This window comes from Paenibacillus sp. FSL H8-0315, from assembly GCF_038005365.1.
In the GTDB taxonomy this organism is placed as follows: Bacteria; Bacillota; Bacilli; order Paenibacillales; family Paenibacillaceae; genus Paenibacillus_AQ; species Paenibacillus_AQ odorifer.
In genome coordinates, this window is record NZ_JBBOTA010000001.1 from 5,669,192 (window position 1) to 5,688,517 (window position 19,326).

20 protein-coding genes and 1 other RNA gene are annotated in these 19,326 nt (G+C 44.5%); 13 read left to right on the forward strand and 8 right to left on the reverse strand.

What is annotated here, in order from left to right; all coding sequences use genetic code 11:
• Positions 1 to 85 precede the first annotated feature (85 nt).
• Entirely contained in the window at positions 86 to 919 is an 834-nt protein-coding gene (locus tag MHB56_RS24525) for a YitT family protein (protein ID WP_036689285.1), read from the reverse strand.
• 335 nt (positions 920 to 1,254) lie between these two features.
• On the opposite strand from MHB56_RS24525, the gene MHB56_RS24530 reads away from it, so the two are divergent.
• On the forward strand, positions 1,255 to 2,907 hold the full coding sequence (locus MHB56_RS24530; RefSeq protein WP_076308293.1) for a DEAD/DEAH box helicase: 1,653 nt from the start codon (positions 1,255 to 1,257) through the stop codon (positions 2,905 to 2,907).
• 127 nt (positions 2,908 to 3,034) lie between these two features.
• On the opposite strand, the gene MHB56_RS24535 is transcribed toward MHB56_RS24530, so the two are convergent.
• Positions 3,035 to 3,133 carry a hypothetical protein gene (locus tag MHB56_RS24535; RefSeq protein ID WP_036689290.1) on the reverse strand — a complete coding sequence of 33 codons (99 nt, stop codon included), beginning with the start codon at positions 3,131 to 3,133 and terminating at the stop codon, positions 3,035 to 3,037.
• Between the two features lie 186 nt (positions 3,134 to 3,319).
• Here MHB56_RS24535 and MHB56_RS24540 point away from each other — a divergent pair, with 186 nt between their 5' ends.
• From MHB56_RS24540 to MHB56_RS24550, 3 genes are all read left to right on the forward strand, one after another.
• Positions 3,320 to 4,156 carry a YesL family protein gene (locus MHB56_RS24540; protein WP_076125120.1) on the forward strand — a complete coding sequence of 279 codons (837 nt, stop codon included), beginning with the start codon at positions 3,320 to 3,322 and terminating at the stop codon, positions 4,154 to 4,156.
• A 104-nt stretch (positions 4,157 to 4,260) separates the two neighbouring features.
• A non-coding RNA gene (gene ssrS / locus MHB56_RS24545) (6S RNA) lies at positions 4,261 to 4,452 on the forward strand.
• 159 nt (positions 4,453 to 4,611) lie between these two features.
• Positions 4,612 to 5,001, forward strand: a complete 390-nt coding sequence (locus MHB56_RS24550) for a DUF1499 domain-containing protein (protein ID WP_036689295.1) — start codon at positions 4,612 to 4,614, stop codon at positions 4,999 to 5,001.
• 190 nt (positions 5,002 to 5,191) lie between these two features.
• Here MHB56_RS24550 and tpx read toward each other — a convergent pair whose 3' ends face one another.
• Positions 5,192 to 5,710, reverse strand: a complete 519-nt coding sequence (gene tpx / locus MHB56_RS24555) for a thiol peroxidase (RefSeq protein WP_076125122.1) — start codon at positions 5,708 to 5,710, stop codon at positions 5,192 to 5,194.
• Between the two features lie 117 nt (positions 5,711 to 5,827).
• On the opposite strand from tpx, the gene MHB56_RS24560 reads away from it, so the two are divergent.
• Both MHB56_RS24560 and MHB56_RS24565 read left to right on the forward strand, forming a co-directional pair.
• On the forward strand, positions 5,828 to 6,463 hold the full coding sequence (locus MHB56_RS24560) for a rhomboid family intramembrane serine protease (protein ID WP_076125160.1): 636 nt from the start codon (positions 5,828 to 5,830) through the stop codon (positions 6,461 to 6,463).
• 4 nt (positions 6,464 to 6,467) lie between these two features.
• Positions 6,468 to 7,382, forward strand: a complete 915-nt coding sequence (locus tag MHB56_RS24565; RefSeq protein WP_076125124.1) for a LysR family transcriptional regulator — start codon at positions 6,468 to 6,470, stop codon at positions 7,380 to 7,382.
• A 36-nt stretch (positions 7,383 to 7,418) separates the two neighbouring features.
• Here MHB56_RS24565 and MHB56_RS24570 read toward each other — a convergent pair whose 3' ends face one another.
• Together MHB56_RS24570 and MHB56_RS24575 are read right to left on the reverse strand one after the other, a co-directional pair.
• Positions 7,419 to 8,090, reverse strand: a complete 672-nt coding sequence (locus MHB56_RS24570) for a zinc metallopeptidase (RefSeq protein WP_076125126.1) — start codon at positions 8,088 to 8,090, stop codon at positions 7,419 to 7,421.
• A 35-nt stretch (positions 8,091 to 8,125) separates the two neighbouring features.
• Positions 8,126 to 8,557 carry a MerR family transcriptional regulator gene (locus tag MHB56_RS24575; protein ID WP_036689305.1) on the reverse strand — a complete coding sequence of 144 codons (432 nt, stop codon included), beginning with the start codon at positions 8,555 to 8,557 and terminating at the stop codon, positions 8,126 to 8,128.
• A 549-nt stretch (positions 8,558 to 9,106) separates the two neighbouring features.
• On the opposite strand from MHB56_RS24575, the gene MHB56_RS24580 reads away from it, so the two are divergent.
• The 3 genes from MHB56_RS24580 to MHB56_RS24590 are packed head-to-tail and all read left to right on the forward strand — an operon-like array spanning position 9,107 to position 12,360.
• Complete coding sequence (locus MHB56_RS24580; protein ID WP_036689307.1) at positions 9,107 to 10,501, forward strand: ammonium transporter; 1,395 nt, start codon at positions 9,107 to 9,109, stop codon at positions 10,499 to 10,501.
• A 39-nt stretch (positions 10,502 to 10,540) separates the two neighbouring features.
• Positions 10,541 to 11,614: a DUF294 nucleotidyltransferase-like domain-containing protein gene (locus MHB56_RS24585; protein WP_076184365.1), complete on the forward strand. Its 1,074-nt coding sequence runs from the start codon at positions 10,541 to 10,543 to the stop codon at positions 11,612 to 11,614.
• Positions 11,611 to 12,360, forward strand: a complete 750-nt coding sequence (locus tag MHB56_RS24590; protein ID WP_038569828.1) for an exonuclease domain-containing protein — start codon at positions 11,611 to 11,613, stop codon at positions 12,358 to 12,360. Before MHB56_RS24585 ends, MHB56_RS24590 begins: the two co-directional genes overlap by 4 nt.
• Here the strand turns inward: MHB56_RS24590 and MHB56_RS24595 are convergent.
• Positions 12,342 to 12,818 (reverse strand): M67 family metallopeptidase, encoded by a 477-nt coding sequence (locus MHB56_RS24595; protein ID WP_076280961.1) that lies wholly within the window; start codon positions 12,816 to 12,818, stop codon positions 12,342 to 12,344. The two genes, MHB56_RS24590 and MHB56_RS24595, sit on opposite strands and share 19 nt — an antisense overlap.
• A 160-nt stretch (positions 12,819 to 12,978) precedes the next feature.
• On the opposite strand from MHB56_RS24595, the gene MHB56_RS24600 reads away from it, so the two are divergent.
• Positions 12,979 to 13,542 (forward strand): TlpA family protein disulfide reductase, encoded by a 564-nt coding sequence (locus tag MHB56_RS24600; RefSeq protein ID WP_076191350.1) that lies wholly within the window; start codon positions 12,979 to 12,981, stop codon positions 13,540 to 13,542.
• A 588-nt stretch (positions 13,543 to 14,130) separates the two neighbouring features.
• On the opposite strand, the gene cimA is transcribed toward MHB56_RS24600, so the two are convergent.
• Positions 14,131 to 15,750 carry a citramalate synthase gene (gene cimA, locus MHB56_RS24605; protein ID WP_076191352.1) on the reverse strand — a complete coding sequence of 540 codons (1,620 nt, stop codon included), beginning with the start codon at positions 15,748 to 15,750 and terminating at the stop codon, positions 14,131 to 14,133.
• A 117-nt stretch (positions 15,751 to 15,867) separates the two neighbouring features.
• On the opposite strand from cimA, the gene MHB56_RS24610 reads away from it, so the two are divergent.
• The 3 genes from MHB56_RS24610 (at position 15,868) to MHB56_RS24620 (ending at position 19,171) form a co-directional block, all read left to right on the forward strand.
• Positions 15,868 to 17,199, forward strand: a complete 1,332-nt coding sequence (locus tag MHB56_RS24610; protein ID WP_282579938.1) for a DNA polymerase IV — start codon at positions 15,868 to 15,870, stop codon at positions 17,197 to 17,199.
• 161 nt (positions 17,200 to 17,360) lie between these two features.
• Positions 17,361 to 17,603 (forward strand): ferredoxin, encoded by a 243-nt coding sequence (locus tag MHB56_RS24615; protein ID WP_036689316.1) that lies wholly within the window; start codon positions 17,361 to 17,363, stop codon positions 17,601 to 17,603.
• A 134-nt stretch (positions 17,604 to 17,737) separates the two neighbouring features.
• Positions 17,738 to 19,171, forward strand: a complete 1,434-nt coding sequence (locus MHB56_RS24620; RefSeq protein WP_340975600.1) for a L,D-transpeptidase — start codon at positions 17,738 to 17,740, stop codon at positions 19,169 to 19,171.
• Here MHB56_RS24620 and MHB56_RS24625 read toward each other — a convergent pair.
• The gene (locus MHB56_RS24625; protein ID WP_167348489.1) at positions 19,168 to 19,305 is read right to left on the reverse strand and encodes a hypothetical protein; all 138 of its coding nucleotides are present in this window, start codon (positions 19,303 to 19,305) and stop codon (positions 19,168 to 19,170) included. The two genes, MHB56_RS24620 and MHB56_RS24625, sit on opposite strands and share 4 nt — an antisense overlap.
• Between the last annotated feature and the right edge of the window lie 21 nt (positions 19,306 to 19,326).

A 19,326-nucleotide genomic window follows, 5' to 3' on the forward strand; every position in this document is an offset into this window, starting at 1 on the left:
CAATCTTTATGAAATTGTTAGGGTTCTGCGTGTGTATAATATATCATAATTCTGAGTTTGGTGCATTTTCCAATACTAGGAATTTTTATTTCCTCATTTTGTCTTTCCGAAAGGAACCCATAACACCCACTGTTTCAACAATATTTACAAAAGCTTGCGGATCTGTCGTGCGGATGATACGTTGCAGTTCTGCAAGTTCGTAGCGGGTTGTTACCGTCATTAGCATGTCCTTTTCAACGTGAGAATAAGCGCCTTCTGTTTTAATCTTTGTGACACCTCGTTGAAGGCCTATTAGATGTTGCAGTAATTCATCTGTACGGTTTGTTACAATATATACGGTTACCTTTAAGTGGCTGATATGAATCATATCCAACACTTTACCTGTTACATATATAGATACCATTGATGAAAGTGCTAAATTCCAGTTCTGGTCAAGATAAGCGGCCGCCAGGATAACTAGTCCATTTAAACTTACCACTACATTGCCGACCGGGAAATCACGGTATTTAGTGATAATTGAACCCAAGATGTCAAAACCTCCGGAAGAACCTCCTGCACGGAAGGAGATACCGCAGCCAATCCCAACGAGAACTCCGCCAAATACAGAGGACAGCAGCATATCTGTAGCCACCAGATGCTCAGGAATCACCGTTAAGAACCAGGTTGTAAACACAACGGATAACATGCTCATAATAATAAATCTCCGGCCTAACTGGAACCAGCCTGCAGCCAGCAGAGGAATATTAAAGAGCAAGTATAGGAGGCTTATGTTTAATGGGGTGAAATAACCCACTAACATGGAAAGCCCAGATACGCCACCACTTAGTAAACGGTGTGGAATTAAAAATAGATTAAATCCACTGGCGATCAGTGCTGCCCCTAAAAAAACAACCAAACAATTCAAAATCTGTCTTAACAAGTAAATCCACCCTTATATATATATTTAAAAAAATAAAACATGAAAGCAATGAAAAGAAAGGAACCCACTGGTATTCTCACATGTGTTTGTGATATAATGTATAGGATATTCTTGAGTAGAACGTTACAATGGTATTTTTGCATTGCATCGGATGTAAAGCTACAGTTGCTCAGGTACAACAAGGTACCTGATGATTAGGGAGGCTTTTCGTCCCAAAAGCGCTATATCATGCAGAAAATAGAGCATGATTGGACAGCCTATAAATGTGTTTACCGCTACTTAAGAATACAGACAAGCATGTGGAATGTCCACTGTATAGAAGGAGCATGAATAATTTGAAAACATTCGCAGAATTTGGCTTGGAGCCAAAAGTGCTACAAGCAATCACAGAGTTAGGATTTGAGGAGGCAACACCGATACAGGAACAGTCGATCCCATTAGCATTGACTGGGTCGGATCTGATCGGTCAAGCTCAGACTGGTACAGGTAAGACTGCTGCTTTTGGTATCCCCCTCATTTCGAAGATTAACCGTGAAGACGAAAAAATCTTGGCCCTTATTATGGCACCAACTCGTGAGTTGGCCATCCAAGTGTCAGAAGAAATTGGCAAACTAAGCCGTTTCAAAGGTCTTCGCTCGTTGGCGATTTATGGCGGACAGGATATTGGACGTCAAATCCGTGGATTGAAAAAGAAACCACAAATCATTATTGGTACACCTGGTCGTTTGCTCGATCACATCAACCGTAAAACGATCCGTTTGGATGATGTTCAAACCGTTGTATTGGATGAAGCAGATGAAATGCTGGATATGGGCTTTATGGAAGATATTCAGACTATCTTGAAGCTCGTTCCTGTAGAACGTCAAACCATGTTGTTCTCTGCTACAATGCCACCAAACATTCAACGCCTAGCTCAACAATTTCTTAACAACCCGCAACATGTCTCCGTTATTCCGAAACAAATCAGTGCCCCACTGATTGATCAAGCTTATGTGGAAGTGCCTGAGCGTCAAAAGTTTGAAGCTCTTAGTCGTTTGATTGATATGGAATCACCTGAATTAGCTATCGTATTCGGACGTACTAAGCGCCGGGTTGATGAGCTTGCTGAAGCTTTGCAAAAACGCGGATATTCTGCTGATGGATTGCATGGTGACTTGTCACAGAACCAACGTGATGCTGTAATGCGTAAATTCCGTGATGGCAGCATTGACGTGCTGGTAGCTACTGACGTAGCGGCACGTGGTCTGGACGTATCCGGCGTAACTCACGTAATTAACTTTGACTTGCCACAAGATCCTGAAAGCTATGTACACCGTATTGGTCGTACAGGACGCGCAGGTAAAGAAGGTACGGCTTGGTCATTCGTTACTCCACGCGAAATCGATCACCTGCATTTGATCGAACGTGTTACTCGTCACCGGATTACTCGTAAACCTTTGCCAACAATGGCTGAAGCTATTGAAGGTAAACAACGCGTTACTGCTGAGCGTTTGCTTGAAGTGGTAGAAAGCGGAGAGTTGAACGAGTACAAAGGAATTTCTATTCAATTGCTTGAGCAATATGATTCCGTACAATTGTTGTCCGCAGCTATGAAGCTTCTCACTGGCGACAAGAAGGATTCTGCAATTGAATTGACTCCTGAAGATCCAATTCGTGCTAAACGTCGTGGTGGCAAAAACGATATCCGCAGTGGCCGTAAACCTAATGGTGGTTATGGCGGAAACCGTGGCACTTCCGGTGGCAGCAGTAGCGGTGGTGGATACCGTGGTAACCGTGATAATAACGGTGGCGGTAGTCGTGGTGGCTATAGCAGCGGTGGCAGTAACTACGGTAGCGGCAGTGGCGGCTATGGCGGTGGCTATAAAGGCAACCGTGATGGTGCACCAGCTCGTGACGGTGGTGCAAACCGCAGCGCAGAGCGTAAACCATACACTCGTCCAAGCAGCACGAGCACTCGTCCTGCAAAACGTGAAGATTTCGATAATTAATACTTCGTCAAGATACCAAAGAAGACGAGATGCCGCATTGCGGTTCTCGTCTTCTTTTTGCTGAAATATAAGGATGTTTGGTGAATTGTTGTGTCCTTAGTAGGGCGCGAATTTGTTTTGTGAGATATTAGTATCCGAATGTACGAGTGATGATAACGAGCAAGATAAACAATACGAGGATCGTGCCTGTAGAAGTCCAACCGCCGAAGCCAACAGGTGTAGACATGAGATAACCTCCTTTAGAATGTGGGGATTTTGGTATTTCTTATGGTTACAATCCTAATATATGGACTATAAAGGCTTTACGTATAGACGATAGTCTATAATTCAGAAAGTTGGGCTATGGAAATGAGGAGGTCAAATGAGGTATAGTTAAGATATGTAGTATGTAAGAGACAGAGGAGGAAGGGAATTGGAGTTTAAAGGAGCAATGGGCGGCTTATACCGCGTGACAGAATGGATTTCACGTATCGCAGGAAGTAATATCTTATGGGCACTATGTTCCGCCCCGTTTTTGTTTTTTGGTGTTTTAAAGATGATTATGTTAGGGACAGGCGCAGGTGGAGCGAACGAGCAAATTACATTGAACTGGGCAATGGGGATTCTAGCGCCCTTTACGGTGTTTCCAGCTTCAGCCGCTTTATTTACTGTAGTACGTAAGTGGGTAATGGGGAATACGGATGTAGGAACTTTTCGTACATTTTTCCAGGGGTATAAAGAGAACTATGTAAAAAGCATGCTCGGAGGAGTTATCTATACATTGATGTTCGTTGTTATGTACGTTGATGTAACAGTTTACATGACACAAATGCCTAACTTCAGAATTGTTGGTATTTTGATGTTGGTGCTGATGATACTTTTGTCGGTATCCATGTTTAACTTCTTTTCCATTGTGGTTCATTACCAAATGGGCTTCAAGCAAGTGATGACCAATTCTATATTGCTGACTATAGCACGCCCAATTCGTGTGTTCTCTACATTGATTGCAGCCGCGGTTCTTGTTTATATCGGTCTTAGATATCCGGCTCTGTATTTCATTTGTATTCCAACGTTGATTGCAATGGCGGCCTTCTTTAACTTCTACGCTACTTATAATAAGCTACAGCTGCAAGTAGAAAAGAAGAAACTGAAAGAGCAGGAAGAAGCAGAAGCAGCAGCATTGAACAATCGGGCGGATGAATACGACGACGATGACGATGACGATGACTACGAGGATGAAATTGATGAAAAGGACACCAAACGCATTTAACAAAATGCTGGATTAAGCGTTGGATATTTCCAGGTAATTAATTCCTGTGTAAAAATAAAGCGCATACAGGTTTACTTTTTCGTTAAAACGCAATATAATAATAACAAATCCTGCGATGTACGTTACGGTTACTCGTTGTTTTGAACCAATGATAATGTCTTGGGAGATCTACACGAAGCGCAGCTGAACCGCCCTGTCTATATGACTTGGGGAATTCAAAAACGTTTTCTGCGATCACCCACCTGCTCTAGCAGGTTCAGAAGACACTGTAGCCGGACGGCATAAGCGGGTTTTCTCTTGTTTAAGCCAAGGCGCCCTGTTTCCCGTGAATAATGGGAGCGGGCGCTTTTTTGTATGTCTGGAATAAAGGGAAAGTGAGTTATACCCTTTTGTTCCTGAGACAAGAGTGTTACACTTATAATAATGAACTTGGGATTTGTAGAGGGGGAAGAATTTTGTCGTTAAAAAGAACCTTGGTTGGCTTATTCCGCAGTCATGATGGAACAAGCGACCGCGCCAAAGATCCGACATTAAAAACGCGTTATTACAATCTAACTAAAGACAAAGCATGGGAAGAAGTTTCATCAACTTTAAAGAAAGTTCCTGGATTTAAGGTGCTTCACGAAGTGGAGTCTGTAGGTGAGATTACTCTTGAGAAAAGAACGGCATTTGGCCGTACGCTGGACATTACGGTATCGGTGCTAAATACGACGCCTGTTCGTTGTGGTGTAGATATGTATTCTGCATCTAGAGGTTCACTTGGTGATCTCGGGGCGAATTACCGTGTGATTCAACGCTTGTATGCATCTTTGGACAAAAAATTAGGAAAATACAAAGCAGACTGAATTTTAGAGGCCCGTCAAACCCTTCTTGCTTAGGGGTAGTATGAATGCGTTTACGTAAACGGTGAGCTGCTCAGTGTGTTATCGATAAATCTTTCTATTACAAAAAAAAGCGGGAGAAGGATGGACCTTCTGCCGCTTTTTTAACAGAGATAATTAAGTATTGTTGGAATAACCGCTACTGATTAAAGGATTAGAGCAGCTTCTTCACGGCAGCAATAGCATCTTCATAGTTAGGGTGCTCGGTCATTTCACTCAAATATTCAACATATACGATCTTGTCGTTCTTATCCAGAACAAAGATGGAGCGCATATCTAAGCGGAATTCTTTAATCAGCACACCATAGGCTTGTCCAAATGAGGTTGCTTTGTGGTCGGATAGAGTAATAACTCGATCGATACCGGCAGCACCGCACCAGCGAGCTTGGGCAAACGGCAGGTCCGTGCTTACCGTGAGAATTACCACATCGTCACCAAGCTCTGCGGCTTCACTGTTGAACCGGCGGGTCTGTGCGTCACATACCCCGGTATCAAGAGAAGGGACAACACTGATTAGCTTGATTTTACCGGCATAATCACTTAGAGACACGTCTTCCAGAAGATTCTTGCTCAGAACAAAATCGGGTGCAGGATCACCAGCTGTTAGCTTAGGTCCTACGAGAGTGATGGGGTTGCCTTTAAAAGTAGCTACGCCTGTTTTTTCTTGCGTCATATCCTTGTTTTCCTCCTCGAATTATAATATTGGATTCTTACTGCCACAATAAATTATAATCTTAATAGCAGGAAGATGTCCAACCGGACAAGATATATATGTAAAGGGATGGGTGTTATGATATTTATTCGATACGAAAATTGGAAAAGTTATGTCCGGTATTATCCGGTAACCTGTCTGCTCATATTGGCCAATGTGATCATGTTTATCCTGACGGTAATTAACGGAGGATCAACTAATATTCAAACGCTTATTGATTTTGGTGCTATAGTTGATGTGAGTCCGTACAAAGAGGAACTGTGGCGCTATCTGGCCGCTATTTTTTTACATAATGGGTTTTCCCATCTGTTCTTTAATTGCTTCGCTCTCCTGGTGTTTGCACCGCCTCTGGAGCGATTGCTGGGCTGGTGGCGTTATGCGCTGCTCTATGTGGCGGGTGGTTTTCTGGCAAATCTGCTTACAATTGCGATTAGTGCCCGCTCAGTTGTGGAGGTTGGTACGGTTTCGGTTGGCGCTTCTGGAGCAATCTACGCCATTTATGGTGCATTTTTATACATTGCCGTTATTCAACGGGCGATGATGGATGAGGGCTCGCGTAAGACTTTATACGGATTGCTAATGATCGGGATCATTATGTCGTTTGCTACACCGAATGTGAATTGGGTTGCACATCTCGGAGGTTTGGTTTCTGGCTTTTTCGTATATGGGCTAATTATTCGTATATTCAAAAAAAGCCTAAGACAGGGGCGATGATGGAGTGGAGCTAAGACAGCTGCAATATTTTTTAAAGGTAGCTCAAAAAGAACACGTAACAAGAGCGGCAGAAGAGCTTCATGTAGCGCAGTCTGCGGTAAGTCGTCAGATTCATCAGCTGGAGCAAGAGCTTGGGGTTGATCTATTCATGCAAAAAGGGCGCAATCTGCAGCTTACCCCTGTTGGGCAGCTCTTTTGCAAGAAGGTTGAGAGTATCCTTAAGGAGTTGGAGCATTCAGTAAATGAGGTGCATGAATTTCTGGATCCCGAGCGTGGTGAGATTCGGATTGGATTCCCGCATAGCCTTGGCACACATCTAATCCCGACTATCGTTGCAGATTTTCGTAAGTATTATCCTCATGTCAAATTTCGTTTTAAACAAGGATCTTACCCTTCTTTGATAAAAGACGTATTGTCTGGAGAAGTGGATTTAACTTTCATTTCACCTTTTCCTGAGAATGATGAGCATGTCTCGGGGGATATTGTAATGACTGAAGAGTTGTTTGCGATTCTTCCTCAGAATCACCGGTTGGCAGGAGAATCTGAAATTCGGTTGGAACAGCTGCAAAAAGAGAAGTTTGTTCTATTCAGCCAAGGCTATTCGTTGAGACCTATCGTTTGGCAAGCTTGCTTGCAGGCGGGATTCCAACCGCAGATTGCTTTTGAAGGCGGAGAGACCGATACCATTCGTGGTTTGGTGGCCGCAGGGATGGGTGTAAGCCTGCTTCCGGAGATGGCGTTCTATCAGACGAATCCTCTCCAACCAGCCCAGGTGAAGGTTGTGGAGCCTGCGGTGACGAGAACGGTTGGCTTGATCTACCGTACAGATAGTAAATTACCGCTGGTGGCACGTTCCTTTCGGACTTTTTTAATCTCCTACTTTAAAGCTAGGCAAAATAATACCCCGGTCGGCTCTTAGCCTTCCGGGGTTTTTGTTGTTTAGAGGTATGCGATATTAGTCGCGGTTGCCTAAAAAGACTGTGATCAAGCGAAGCAATTCAAGCAAGGATACTAGAGCGGCAGCAACATAAGTTAATGCAGCGGCGTTGAGAACCTTTGCTACTCCGCGTTCTTCTTCGTTGCGGATGAAACCTTGTTCTACCATGACCTGACGAGCCCGGTTACTGGCGTTGAATTCTACAGGCAGCGTTACGAGCTGGAATGCAACAGCTGCTGAGAAGAAAATGATACCCAAGCCTATAAGATTAAAGTAACCGAAGATGAAACCTGCCATCAGCATGAAAGGCGCGATGCCTGATGCGAAATTAACTACCGGGAACATCCGGTGACGAAGTGTCAACATAGGATAACTTACTTTATGCTGAATCGCGTGGCCTACTTCGTGACAAGCGACAGAAATTGCAGAGATGGAACTTTCATAATACACAGGCTCTGATAAGCGTACAACTCTGTGGATGGGGTCATAATGGTCTGAGAGTGTGCCTCTTACAGGTTCAATCGGAACATCGTGTAAGCCATTAGCATCGAGCATACGTCTCGCGGCTTCATATCCAGTCAGGCCGTTCGAATTAGCTACCTTTGACCACTTGCTGAAGGTTCCTTTGACTCTAAACTGTGCCCACAATGAGAAAAGAAAAGCAATAATTACTAATAGGTACATAAACATAGATGCATTCCTCCACTGTATTGTAAATATGGTATTTACATTGGCGGTCCTTGCGTAAGCAATAGCCGGATCGCTTCCATGCAGGCTAATCCCTGAGGGAGCAGATTTGAAAGTACGCGACTGGCCTGTCCTGGCTTCAAACCACTAATAAGAGGTTCAAGGGCTTTTACTTCCCGTTCTAGCCGCTGCATTTGCTGCTCTAACTCAACTAATTTATCAGAGACGTCAGTTTCTGGTGTTGCCTCGTTCCATTTGCCTAGCATAGATTTGATTTCTTCCAATGAATACTTGTCATGCTTTAATTGAGTAATACGTTCTAAAGCAGCCAAGGTTTCATGGCTGTATAGCCGATAATTTTTGGTGCTTCTAGATTCCGGGGAGATTAATCCCAGTTTCGTGTAATAATCAATAGTTCGTTCACTAATGTGAGCAGCCTTAGCTAATTCTCCAATTCGATACAAAATCATATCCCCATTTAATCTCGCCTCACTAATTGAATATGACTGCCGATAAGTGGCGGTCATCTCCTAAATTGATGGTTTCTTATGCTATCTGTAATGATAACAAACTGGAAACCATACAGTCAAACGTCATACTTTCATAAAGTATATGCAGTAAAGAAGGGTTAATTCATGAACGGTGATCTGTAGTTTCTATACAATACACTCAAACTCAAAGGGATATCAAATTTGAAGAATGATTGGGGTTGAAAACTATAAGTTACCCCAATACATAACATTAAATGTTATGTATTTTGTGGTTTTGGTAAAAGATGAGTTCAATTATCAGGTAATATAAATGAGGTTGTGCGCGTAGTTATTTTTAATGAAAATGCAGCTAGAATCAGGCCTTTAGGACCTCTAGTCCATTAGTACTGTGAAAATTTCGTGTGCTCAAATAAAATAAAATAAAAACATTCCTAAAATAGTCTTGTCAATTTACCTGACTTCTGATTATAATGACATTAAGAGTTTCACGCTTTGTTAGAAAATATAACATTGGGGAGTGGGGTAAAAATGAAAAAGAAATGGTTGATGATGTTACTGGCCATGATTACACTGATGATTTATCCGGTAAGTGCTTTTGCAGCGGACGGTCCGACGAACGTAGACTTACAAGTCGGATTGGACACAGCGTTTACCTTCCTGGCATTCATTTTAGTATTCTTTATGCAAGCAGGGTTTGCAATGCTCGAAGCGGGTTCGGTTCGGATGAAGAATGCAGGGCACGTAGCAGGTAAGACAGTACTTACCCTGGCTATCGCAAGTCTTTGCTTCTGGGCTATCGGCTTTGGACTTGGTTTCGGTAACGGCAATGGCTTCTTCGGTACTACAGGCTTCTTGTACGGAGGAGATTCAACCGCAGCTTCCTTTGAATCACTTGCATTTTCTGATGTTACTTTAAATGTTAAATTCTTATTCCAAATGGCCTTTGCAGCAGTTTCCTTGGCTATCGTATCTGGTGGTATGGCAGAACGTGCGAAGCTAAGTGTGTATATCATTTTCGGAATTTTGTTCTCCGTCGTAATTTATCCAGTTGTAGCTCACTGGGTATGGGGCGGTGGCTGGTTGGCTGAGCTGGGTATGCAAGATTATGCAGGTTCCACGGTTGTCCATCTTACAGGTGCAACGGCAGCAGTCGTAGCAACCATATTGCTTAAGCCTCGGCTTGGTAAGTTTAATAAAGAAGGTAAACCCGTGATCATTCCAGGTCATAACCAAGTATTTACTGTACTCGGTGTTATTATCCTCTGGTTTGGTTGGTTCGGATTCAATCCAGGTAGTGCTTTGTCCCCAATGGGCGGTTTCTTCGGTCACGTAGCCCTAACAACGAACATCGCAGCAGCAGCAGGTGGTTTGGCAGCATTGATTGCTTCTTGGTTGTACTTTGGTAAGTCTGATATTCCAGCAATGCTGAATGGTGTTCTGGCTGCATTGGTTGCAATCACAGGAGCGTGTGCTTTCGTTGATCCATGGGCAGCAATCATTATTGGTTTTGTAGCCGGTGCTTTTACATTCATGACTTCCCAATGGCTGGAACGTGCAGGGCTTGATGATCCAATCTATGCTTTCTCGGTGCATGGTATTGCGGGGATGTGGGGTGCAGTTTCAACGGGTCTGTTCGCTGTACCTGAGCTTATCACTAAAGGCGGCTTGGTAGGTGAAGCTGGGTTGTTCTACGGTGGTGGTTTCCATCAACTAGGCGTTCAAGTGCTTGGTGTGGTTGGAACATTTGTTTTCGTAGCCGTTCTTTCTTTCATCATCTTGTATGTAATGAAGGTAACTATCGGACTTCGTGTTACAGAAGAAGAAGAATTGATGGGCCTGGATATCAGTGAACATGGTACTTACGGATACCCTGAGCAAATGAAATTGATCGCAGATTCGGAATCCAAAACCCTTAAACAATAACATTTCAACTCGGACAGGGAGGCGGACCGTGTGGCATCGATGGAGTTAACAGATGAGTATAATGAAGAAAGCTTTAGGACCATCGTATTGGCCGGTTCGTCAGAGGAGCTTAGGGAGAGGCGTGTTGCCTGTCAAAAAGTACTTCTCGAACAGTTGAATGTTATTCCTATAGAGGAATGGATGTTCCGTGTGAATACTATGCATGATCTTATTGCCCAAACCGCAGTACTCATATGTGAGGCGCAGATGAAAGAGGCGGGCTATGGCCCGCCTCCCTGTGCTTATTCCTTTATTGTGTTTGGCAGCAGTGGGAGGCAGGAGGCAACGCTTTGGAGCGATCAGGATAATGGCCTGATAGTCGAAGGAGAGCCTGATGGGGAAAAAAATCGCTATTTCGAATTTTTCGGAACTTTGTTATCCGATATGCTTGAAGAAGTAGGATATGAGAAATGTGCGGGGAAGGTAATGTGCTCCCAAGTCATGTGGCGTAAGACATTATCTGAATGGATAGAGCAGCTTGATAGCTGGAGAACTCAGTTGGAATGGGAGCCGATCCGGTATCTTATTATCTCTTCTGATATGCGTCATGTGGCAGGAAGCGTGAAGTTATCAGCGAAGTGGCAAGAAGCTTTCTATGAAGGCTTTGCGGAAAATGAGCAGCTGTCTAATGCTGTTCTTCGCAATACAGTACGCCACAAAGCGACTTTGAATTTACTGGGACAGGTGTTAACAGAACGGTTTGGTGATTATGCAGGCGGATTTGATGTTAAGTATGGGGTCTATATTCCGTTAGTGAACATTGTTAGACGGTTGTCATTACTACATGGCATTAGAGCTGGCTCGACATTAGAGCGGATTGAAGCGCTTGATAGGCTTGGGAAATATCAACATTTAGAGGATATTCGCAGAGCTTTCTTATTAGCAATGCGGTTGCGAGTGAACACGCCATATAGTGTTCAGGATGGATTGTTAATCAGCAGTGATTATGTAGCTGAGAGTGAATTGAAGAATAAGCAGCTGCTGTCTGAGCTGCGTGAAAGCCTGCTGCTTGTCAGACGCCTTCATCGGGCGCTGCAGCGTCAGCTCCGCTCAGCGGAAAGGTGGCGGTCATGAGGGAGCCGAACAAAAGCGGAGGATTCTGGAGTAATCTAAGACAAGGTGGAATGCCCTCGGCAATTGCTTCGATGAGAGGTGGAGAAACTGCACAACAGACTGCGCAGCAAATGGCCTTTATTAGATCTTTGATGCGAGAGAAACGGCGGCCTGAGGTGCTGCATACCCCATTGTCTGAATTAGAGACAGTGATCTTTGATCTAGAGACTACAGGCTTTTCCCATCAGCATGGGGATGAGATTATGTCTTTTGGAGCCGTCAAGGTTGTTGGAGAGCAGATCAAAGAAGAGGAATGCTTTTATACACTGGTGAACTGTCAGACGGCTATTCCGGAGGATATTACAAGGCTGACTGGGATTACGGAAGAAATGACACAATCCGCTCCCTCCTTAATGGATGGCCTTCATAATTTTATGTCCTTTGTAGGTCAGAATGTGCTGGTTGCACATGCAAGCTCACATGATAAGGCTTTTCTTAATGCTGCTTTATGGAAAACCTCTAAAGTTCAGCTAACACACCGTGTGCTGGACACGATGATGTTAGCGCGATGGCTTGAGCCACAGCGAAGTAATTATTCGCTGGATGAGCTGCTATATGTGCATGAAATTCCGATTCATGGCCGTCATCATGCCTTGGAAGACGCAAAGATGACAGCACAGCTGTGGGTGATCTACCTGCGGGAAATTTCGGAGCGCGGCCAAGTGGATACCTTGGGAGATCTATATGCTTATTTAAGTAGAACGTGAAGCGGGGCTTGGGATAAACCGCGGGACAAATTACCGCGGTTATCAGGCAAACGCTCAATATAAAATCCGTTCAGAATGGGATTGCAGCTGTCTTTGATGTTGGGAGAACCTATAAGATAGAGCGCAAACTCAGGTCCTAGTGCTGTTAATCCTTTATAATCGGCAACTGAAGGGATAGGTGCTGAATGTGGGTGGGAATGAAATAGGCCGATGATTGTCGGTTCGTTGTAAAGAACATCAATCCACTCTTCAGGGTGAGGAGTAAAGGTGTGCAGCGGGTCTGGCGCTACGTTGCGCAAGGGTACGTAAGTATCTATGAGCATGCCACCCGCTGCGGCAGCACCCAGCAGGACTCCGCATGCTTCATGCGGATAACAGGACAGCAGGTGCTTCCCCAGTGCTTGCTGTACGGAATATTTCAGTCTAATAGGCTGGACATTTCCCTGGAATGCTGCCATTTGTTCACCCCTCTCTCTTCATTAGGGTTTCGTCGCAGACGAAACCCTCTTTTTTATTATAAAAGTATATATTATTGTGTAAAAAATGGATGGTTTGAAATTTAACCTATTGAGGGTACAATAGTAGAAAACTATTCCAATCGTAAAGGAACAGATGACTATGAAAGCAAGTAATAAATTAAATATAACAGTATTACTCATAGTTGTATGTGTTGCTGTGTTTGCGGTGTGGTATAATCGTGAGCCAAAAGCAGAAGCTGTGCTTGCGCAACAAAATGAGCTGCCGATGAAGAGCGGACCTAAGGCTGGACTGCGTGCACCTTCGTTTTCACTTCAGGGAACAGATGGGACTACCTATGTTGTTGATGGCCCCAGAGATAAAGCGGTAATCCTTAATTTCTGGGCTTCATGGTGTGATCCCTGCCAGCAGGAAGCTCCTGAACTTAATACCATGGCCACTAAGTATAAGGATGTTCTAGATATCTACGGTATTAATGTGAGCAGTCAGGATTATAAACCCAATGCTGAACGTTTTATCAAGAAATACGGTCTTGTGTTTCCGGTTATGTTTGATGTAAAAGATGAGGTGTACAGCAAATATAATGGAGCTGTTTTTCCCACCAATGTGCTCATTGATAAGAATGGAGTGATCTCTGAGATTATTCTAGGTATTCTTAGCCCTGAAGAGTTGGAGGAGAAAATAATCAAGCTTACCGAATCATGAAGCAGGCTGTCCCATGTGGAGACAGATCTGCTTTTTTCTCCAAACAGCAAAAGTCTACAGATCAGCGATTCTTCTTTTTGGAGGATCGCTGATCTGCGTTTTTGGTCAGCCACGATTTGCTTTAGTTGACCCCAAGCATTAATTTCACTATACAGTGGAGCAGAAATAGCTGGAACCCCGAAGGAAGCCTCGTTGTACAATTGGGGAGTTTTCCCTATTATTTCGAGATCTCGGGTCATTCAACGAATAATTAGGGAAAATATCCCTCTAATCTAGCTGTTTTGGTGGAAAATAATGAAATCACCCTGATTTTTAGGGAGGAATTCCCTGGTTCTGTTCATTTATAGCGAATATCGGCTATTTTCAGGGAGTTTTTCCCTAATTACTCTACCGCACCCGCACCCCGCACTCGCCCCCGCGCATCCCGCACCGCACACTGCCCATTGCTCACCACCCACCACCCAAAGTCTATGGGCTAAAGCAATAGTCCGTTACACACCCTATTTAATAAAAAGAAGCTGCCCTAAAAGTAGAGTTCTACTTTTGGGAAGCTTCTTTTTTGTCTTACAAAATTCTATAAGTGATCAATTAATGATTGACCAGGCCTCTAGGTTCACTGCTGGTCGTCTTCTCATTCTCCAAAGAGAGCTCATTGAGAAGCGCGTAGCGCATACTGTCAACAAGTGCCTCCCAGCTGGCTTCAATTACGTTACTGGAGACACCAACCGTACTCCAGGTGTCTGTGAAGTTCTTGGATTCAATCAATACCCTTACCTTCGCTGCAGTCTGATCTTGTTCATCTATTACACGGACTTTATAGTCGGATAGATGCATTTCCTTTAATTGTGGGAAATAGGTCTGTAATGCTTTACGAAGCGCGTTATCGAGTGCGTTGACTGGACCGTTACCTTCAGCAGCGGTATAAAGATTCTCACTGCCAACTTTCAGCTTCACGAACGCTTCAGATACTACTGGATGTTCTGCGGTTTTCTCAACTAACATCTTGAAGGATTCAAAGGTAAAGGTTTCATTCATCTCGCCAGTAGCTTCCCGAAGGAGTAGCTCCAGTGAGGCATCGGCACCTTCAAACTGATAGCCTTGATGTTCCATCGTTTTGATTTTCTCGATCACCCGGCGAGCCTGCTCGCTGCTTGGATCCAGATTTAAACCCATGTCCTGCGCTTTGGAAAGTACATTGCTCTGTCCAGCAAGTTCGGAGACCAGCACCCGCTGCTTGTTCCCGACAAGCTCAGGAGCGATATGCTCATAGGTCCGTGAATCACGCATGATGGCGGAGACATGGATTCCACCTTTGTGTGCGAAAGCTGCATTTCCGACATAAGGCTGATTTACCGGCAGATTAACATTGGCAACTTCACTAATGTAGCGGGCAGTGTTGGTAAGCTGTGACAATGAATCGCCTGGAATACAGTGATAACCCATTTTGATCTGTAGTGTAGGAATAATAGAACATAGGTTGGCGTTGCCACACCGTTCACCGTAACCATTAATGGTACCTTGTACTTGCCGTGCTCCAGCTCCGATGGCGCTAAGTGCATTGGCAACCGCTAGCTCACAGTCATTGTGAGTGTGAATTCCGAGATTGGCTCCGGGCAATTGTTGATTTAGAGCGGTAACAATCTCATGAATTTCGTAAGGTAAGGTCCCACCGTTGGTATCGCACATTACAAGCCAATCTGCTCCGGCTTCCCGGGCTTTGGACAGAACAGCTGCTGCATATTCAGGATTATTCTTGTATCCGTCGAAGAAATGCTCGGCATCAAAAATCACTTCAAGGCCTTGGCGTTTCAAGTAGGATATGGAGTCGCCGATCATGGCGAGATTCTCCTCAAGCGTAGTCTGTAATGCAGTGTGTACATGGAAATCCCAAGATTTTCCGACGAGTGTAGCAGCAGGAACCCCTGCGTCAATCATACGTTTTAAATTGTCATCGTTTTCGGCCAAGGAATTCTTCCGCCGAGTGCTGCCGAACGCTGTAATTTTGGCGTTCAGATGAAGCTCCTTGACTCTTTTGAAAAATTCAATGTCTTTATTGTTGCTTCCCGGGATGCCACCTTCAATATAGTGCACACCCAGATCATCGAGTTTCTTGGCAATCTTCAGCTTGTCGTCAGCCGACAGACTGATGCCTTCACCTTGGGTGCCGTCGCGTAATGTAGTATCGAAGATGGAGATGGACTTAGACATGAGAGTCCTCCTTATAGGGAAATGAATTTATATATTATAGCATTTTTACGCGGGAATGTAACAAAGAACTTTACAGCCTCTTAAGTTGACCTAACCGCAGCGGAGAGTTATTCTAAATTGGACAATAGAAAACCTGAGGATAAGAAGGTAGATATTGTGCAGAATGTTGATCAGTATTATCCAACGAGTGGCAGGGTTATCCTGCATGTTGATATGAATGCTTTTTACTGCTCTGTGCATGAGGCAGAGGACCCTGACCAATATAGAGGCAAAGCTACTGCGGTTGCGGGTAGTGTTGAATTGCGGAAAGGGATCATAGTGACTTGTTCCTACGTCGCCCGCAGAATGGGGATTTCGACGGGAATGCAGGTTCAGAAGGCGCTTCGTATTTGTCCATCGCTTATCGTTATTAAACCGGACTTCCATTTATACCGCAAATATTCTAATGCTTTTATGCAGATTGCATATAGCTATACTCCGTTACTGGAAGCAGTGTCCATCGATGAATGTTACCTTGATATAACTGGCTCCAGACAATTCGGTACACCCATGGAAATAGCGGAGACGATTCAGCGCCGTATAATGGAAGAATTGGGCTTGCCATGCTCAGTGGGGATCGCTCCCAATAAGCTGCTTGCGAAGATGGCTTCCGATTTAAAAAAGCCAAACGGTATTTCAGTGCTGCGACTGCGGGATGTGCCTAAGATTTTATGGGACAAGCCTTGTAACGAAATGTTCGGCATTGGTGGAAAAACAGCAGAAAAGCTCCGCAAACTGGGCATTTACAGTATTGGTCAATTAGCAGCGGCTGATGAAAATATGCTGGTTGAGAATTTCGGAGTTATGGGCTCATGGCTAAAGCGTGCTGGCAACGGTATTGATCATGGGATCGTTAATCCTGAGCGGGAGCAGAGTAAGTCGATTGGACACACCACAACATTGCCGCGGGATGTCATAGGTCTTGCTGAGGTACGACCGATTTTGTTGAATTTAAGTGATCAGGTAGCCCGGCGCTTGCGTAAGCAAGGACTTGTTGCCTCAGGGGTGCAGCTGACCATTCGGACACCCGATATGAAGACCATAACCCGTTCGCGTCAGCTAGAGGCTCCTTCGGAGAGTGGGGAGGATATCTACAAGTCCGTCTGCGATCTATATGTTCGTCATTGGAATGGGGAGAAGCCTGTGCGGCTGCTGGGTGTGACCCTGCAGGGCTTGATTGCTAAAGAGGATTCTGCCATTCAGCTTGATTTGTTCGATTACGAACGTCAGCCTAAGAAAGAGTCTCTTAACAAGACTATGGACATGCTACGTAATAAATTCGGTGAAAATGCAGTGTTGACCGCCGGGATGTTAAGCGATTCTCACTCTGCAAGGCTCCGCAATCATAAAGAACGTGGCACTTCGTTGCAAAAGGATAATCTTCTATCTGTCGAGTCTGATAAAGAGTAACAAGAACATTCTATGACATGTCAAAATAGATGCCGTAGAATGCGTCAGAAATGCAAACGTATTGAAAATCGATTGAAATTGTATTCTTTTTATATTAATATGAGAAAATATAAGACGCTGGTACAACAGCGCTGTATTGTTCAACGGGAGGCAGAGATAAAATGGCTAAGTACACTTGGGTCGAAAAAGACACTTGTATCGCTTGCGGTGCATGTGGCGCAACGGCTCCTGATATTTTTGATTACGATGACGAAGGTTTGGCAGAAGTTATTTATGAAAATGACGGAAACCACGGCATCACAGCGATTCCGGATGATTTGTTTGATGATCTCCAGGATTCTTGTGATGGATGCCCAACCGACTCTATTAAAATTGCGGATGAGCCTTTTAACAAAGAGGGCTAATTAGCCGGGATTTTGTAACTTCTAGCACAACATAAAGACATCTCCTGCGAACTTTTGTTCAGCTAGGGATGTCTTTTTTGCGATGTCTGACCGATATTAATGTAGGATGGAATTATAAAATTTCGGAGGTTCCGATGAAAAATTCTCAACACCTCAAAGCATATGTACAGATGCATCCAGACAATAAGATGGCATGGTACTTGCTGGGTAAGGAATACTATAAGAACGGTCAACAGGGGAAAGCTAACTATTGCTTCAATCAGGCTGGAGAAGTATATGAAGCTTTCGAGCATAGTAAGGTGCCTGCGGAAACGCTACGGGAATATGAGGAAGGGCTGCTTCAGGCAAGCCGCCAGCGGGACCGAAGGCAGCAAAGATTCCGCTACATTATGCTTGGGCTGATGCTTCTATTACTGGTTATGGTGCCATCGGCTGTGGCTCCGGGTCTAGATATTGCGGGAGATCAGGATACGGTCCAAGACACGGTTACTTCTGAAGTTAAAGATCCGCTTGATCAAAAAGATGTTGAGAAGGAACCCGTTCTAGAGGCACGAAAAATGATGTATACAGCGCAAGAGAGTGGAGCTTCTGCTTCGTCAGGGAAGCTGATGGCAACTATGCTAATGCGCGAGGAACCGTTTCAAGCTGCTATTTTGGGCATGGAGCGGGAAGGGAAGTGGCTGCTGTGGAAAGAGAAGCTTCCGCTTAATTCCACACTGCAGAAGAATGGGAACGGACGGTTGGTATACCAATCCTATGATCCAGCGGCATGTGCATGCGAACCGCCAGAGCAAGGGGAACTTGCGGTGGATGCAGCTAAGTGGCAGGGGGATCAAGAGGAGCTAGCTACATTATGGAGTGCAATGAGGTCTTATCAGAATCATAAAGGCAAGCTTCCGGCTTCTTTGGCGGAATTGACCAGACCTTTTCCGGAAAATTGGATTGGCGGGACGACACCAGTTATGAAGCGTGAGTTCAAATCTCTTAAGGAAATAGCAACTGCTAAGGCACTGGGTACACCGGAAGTTGCAGGTGAGCCTCCAAGCTCAACTGCTGAGGCGGGAATGGTCATACCGACAGCGCTAAGTGAGAGTGCAAGTAGTGGGAAGGGTGTTCCCTTTTTTGACCAGCCGCTTAGAGTGATTGTGGATAAACAAAAACACCGCTTGGCAGTAGTCAGCGGCTCTGTTATTCTACGAAATTATGAGGTAGGGCTTGGGGGAGACAAGACCCCGGAAGGCAACTTCATCATTACAGATAAAGTGGTCAATCCAAACGGTCATGATAATGGGGAGTTCGGAAGCCGCGGACTACAACTTTCAGATAGTAATTATGCTATTCATGGCACCAATGAGCCAGAAAGTGTCGGCAAGGATGAATCCCTTGGCTGTATTCGGATGAGTCGAGAAGATGTGGAAGAACTATTCGCTATGATTCCAAAAGGAACAAAAGTGGTGATTAGTAAAGGGGTTCTGCCTGACAAGCAGCTGCTGCCGGCGAAACGCTTCAACCCTGCTGCTCCGTATGATCAGACCAACCCCCACAAAGTATACCACTGGCTGAATTAGTTCCCGGCAACTATAAACAGAACGATGATGAGAAGAATTAGTAAAGTTAAACTTACGCCGATCCACATTAGCGCTTTACGATTAACTTCTTCTTTCTTTTGCTGCAAAGTTGGTGGTTTACGTTTAGTTGACATCCAGCATACCTTCTTTCTCTC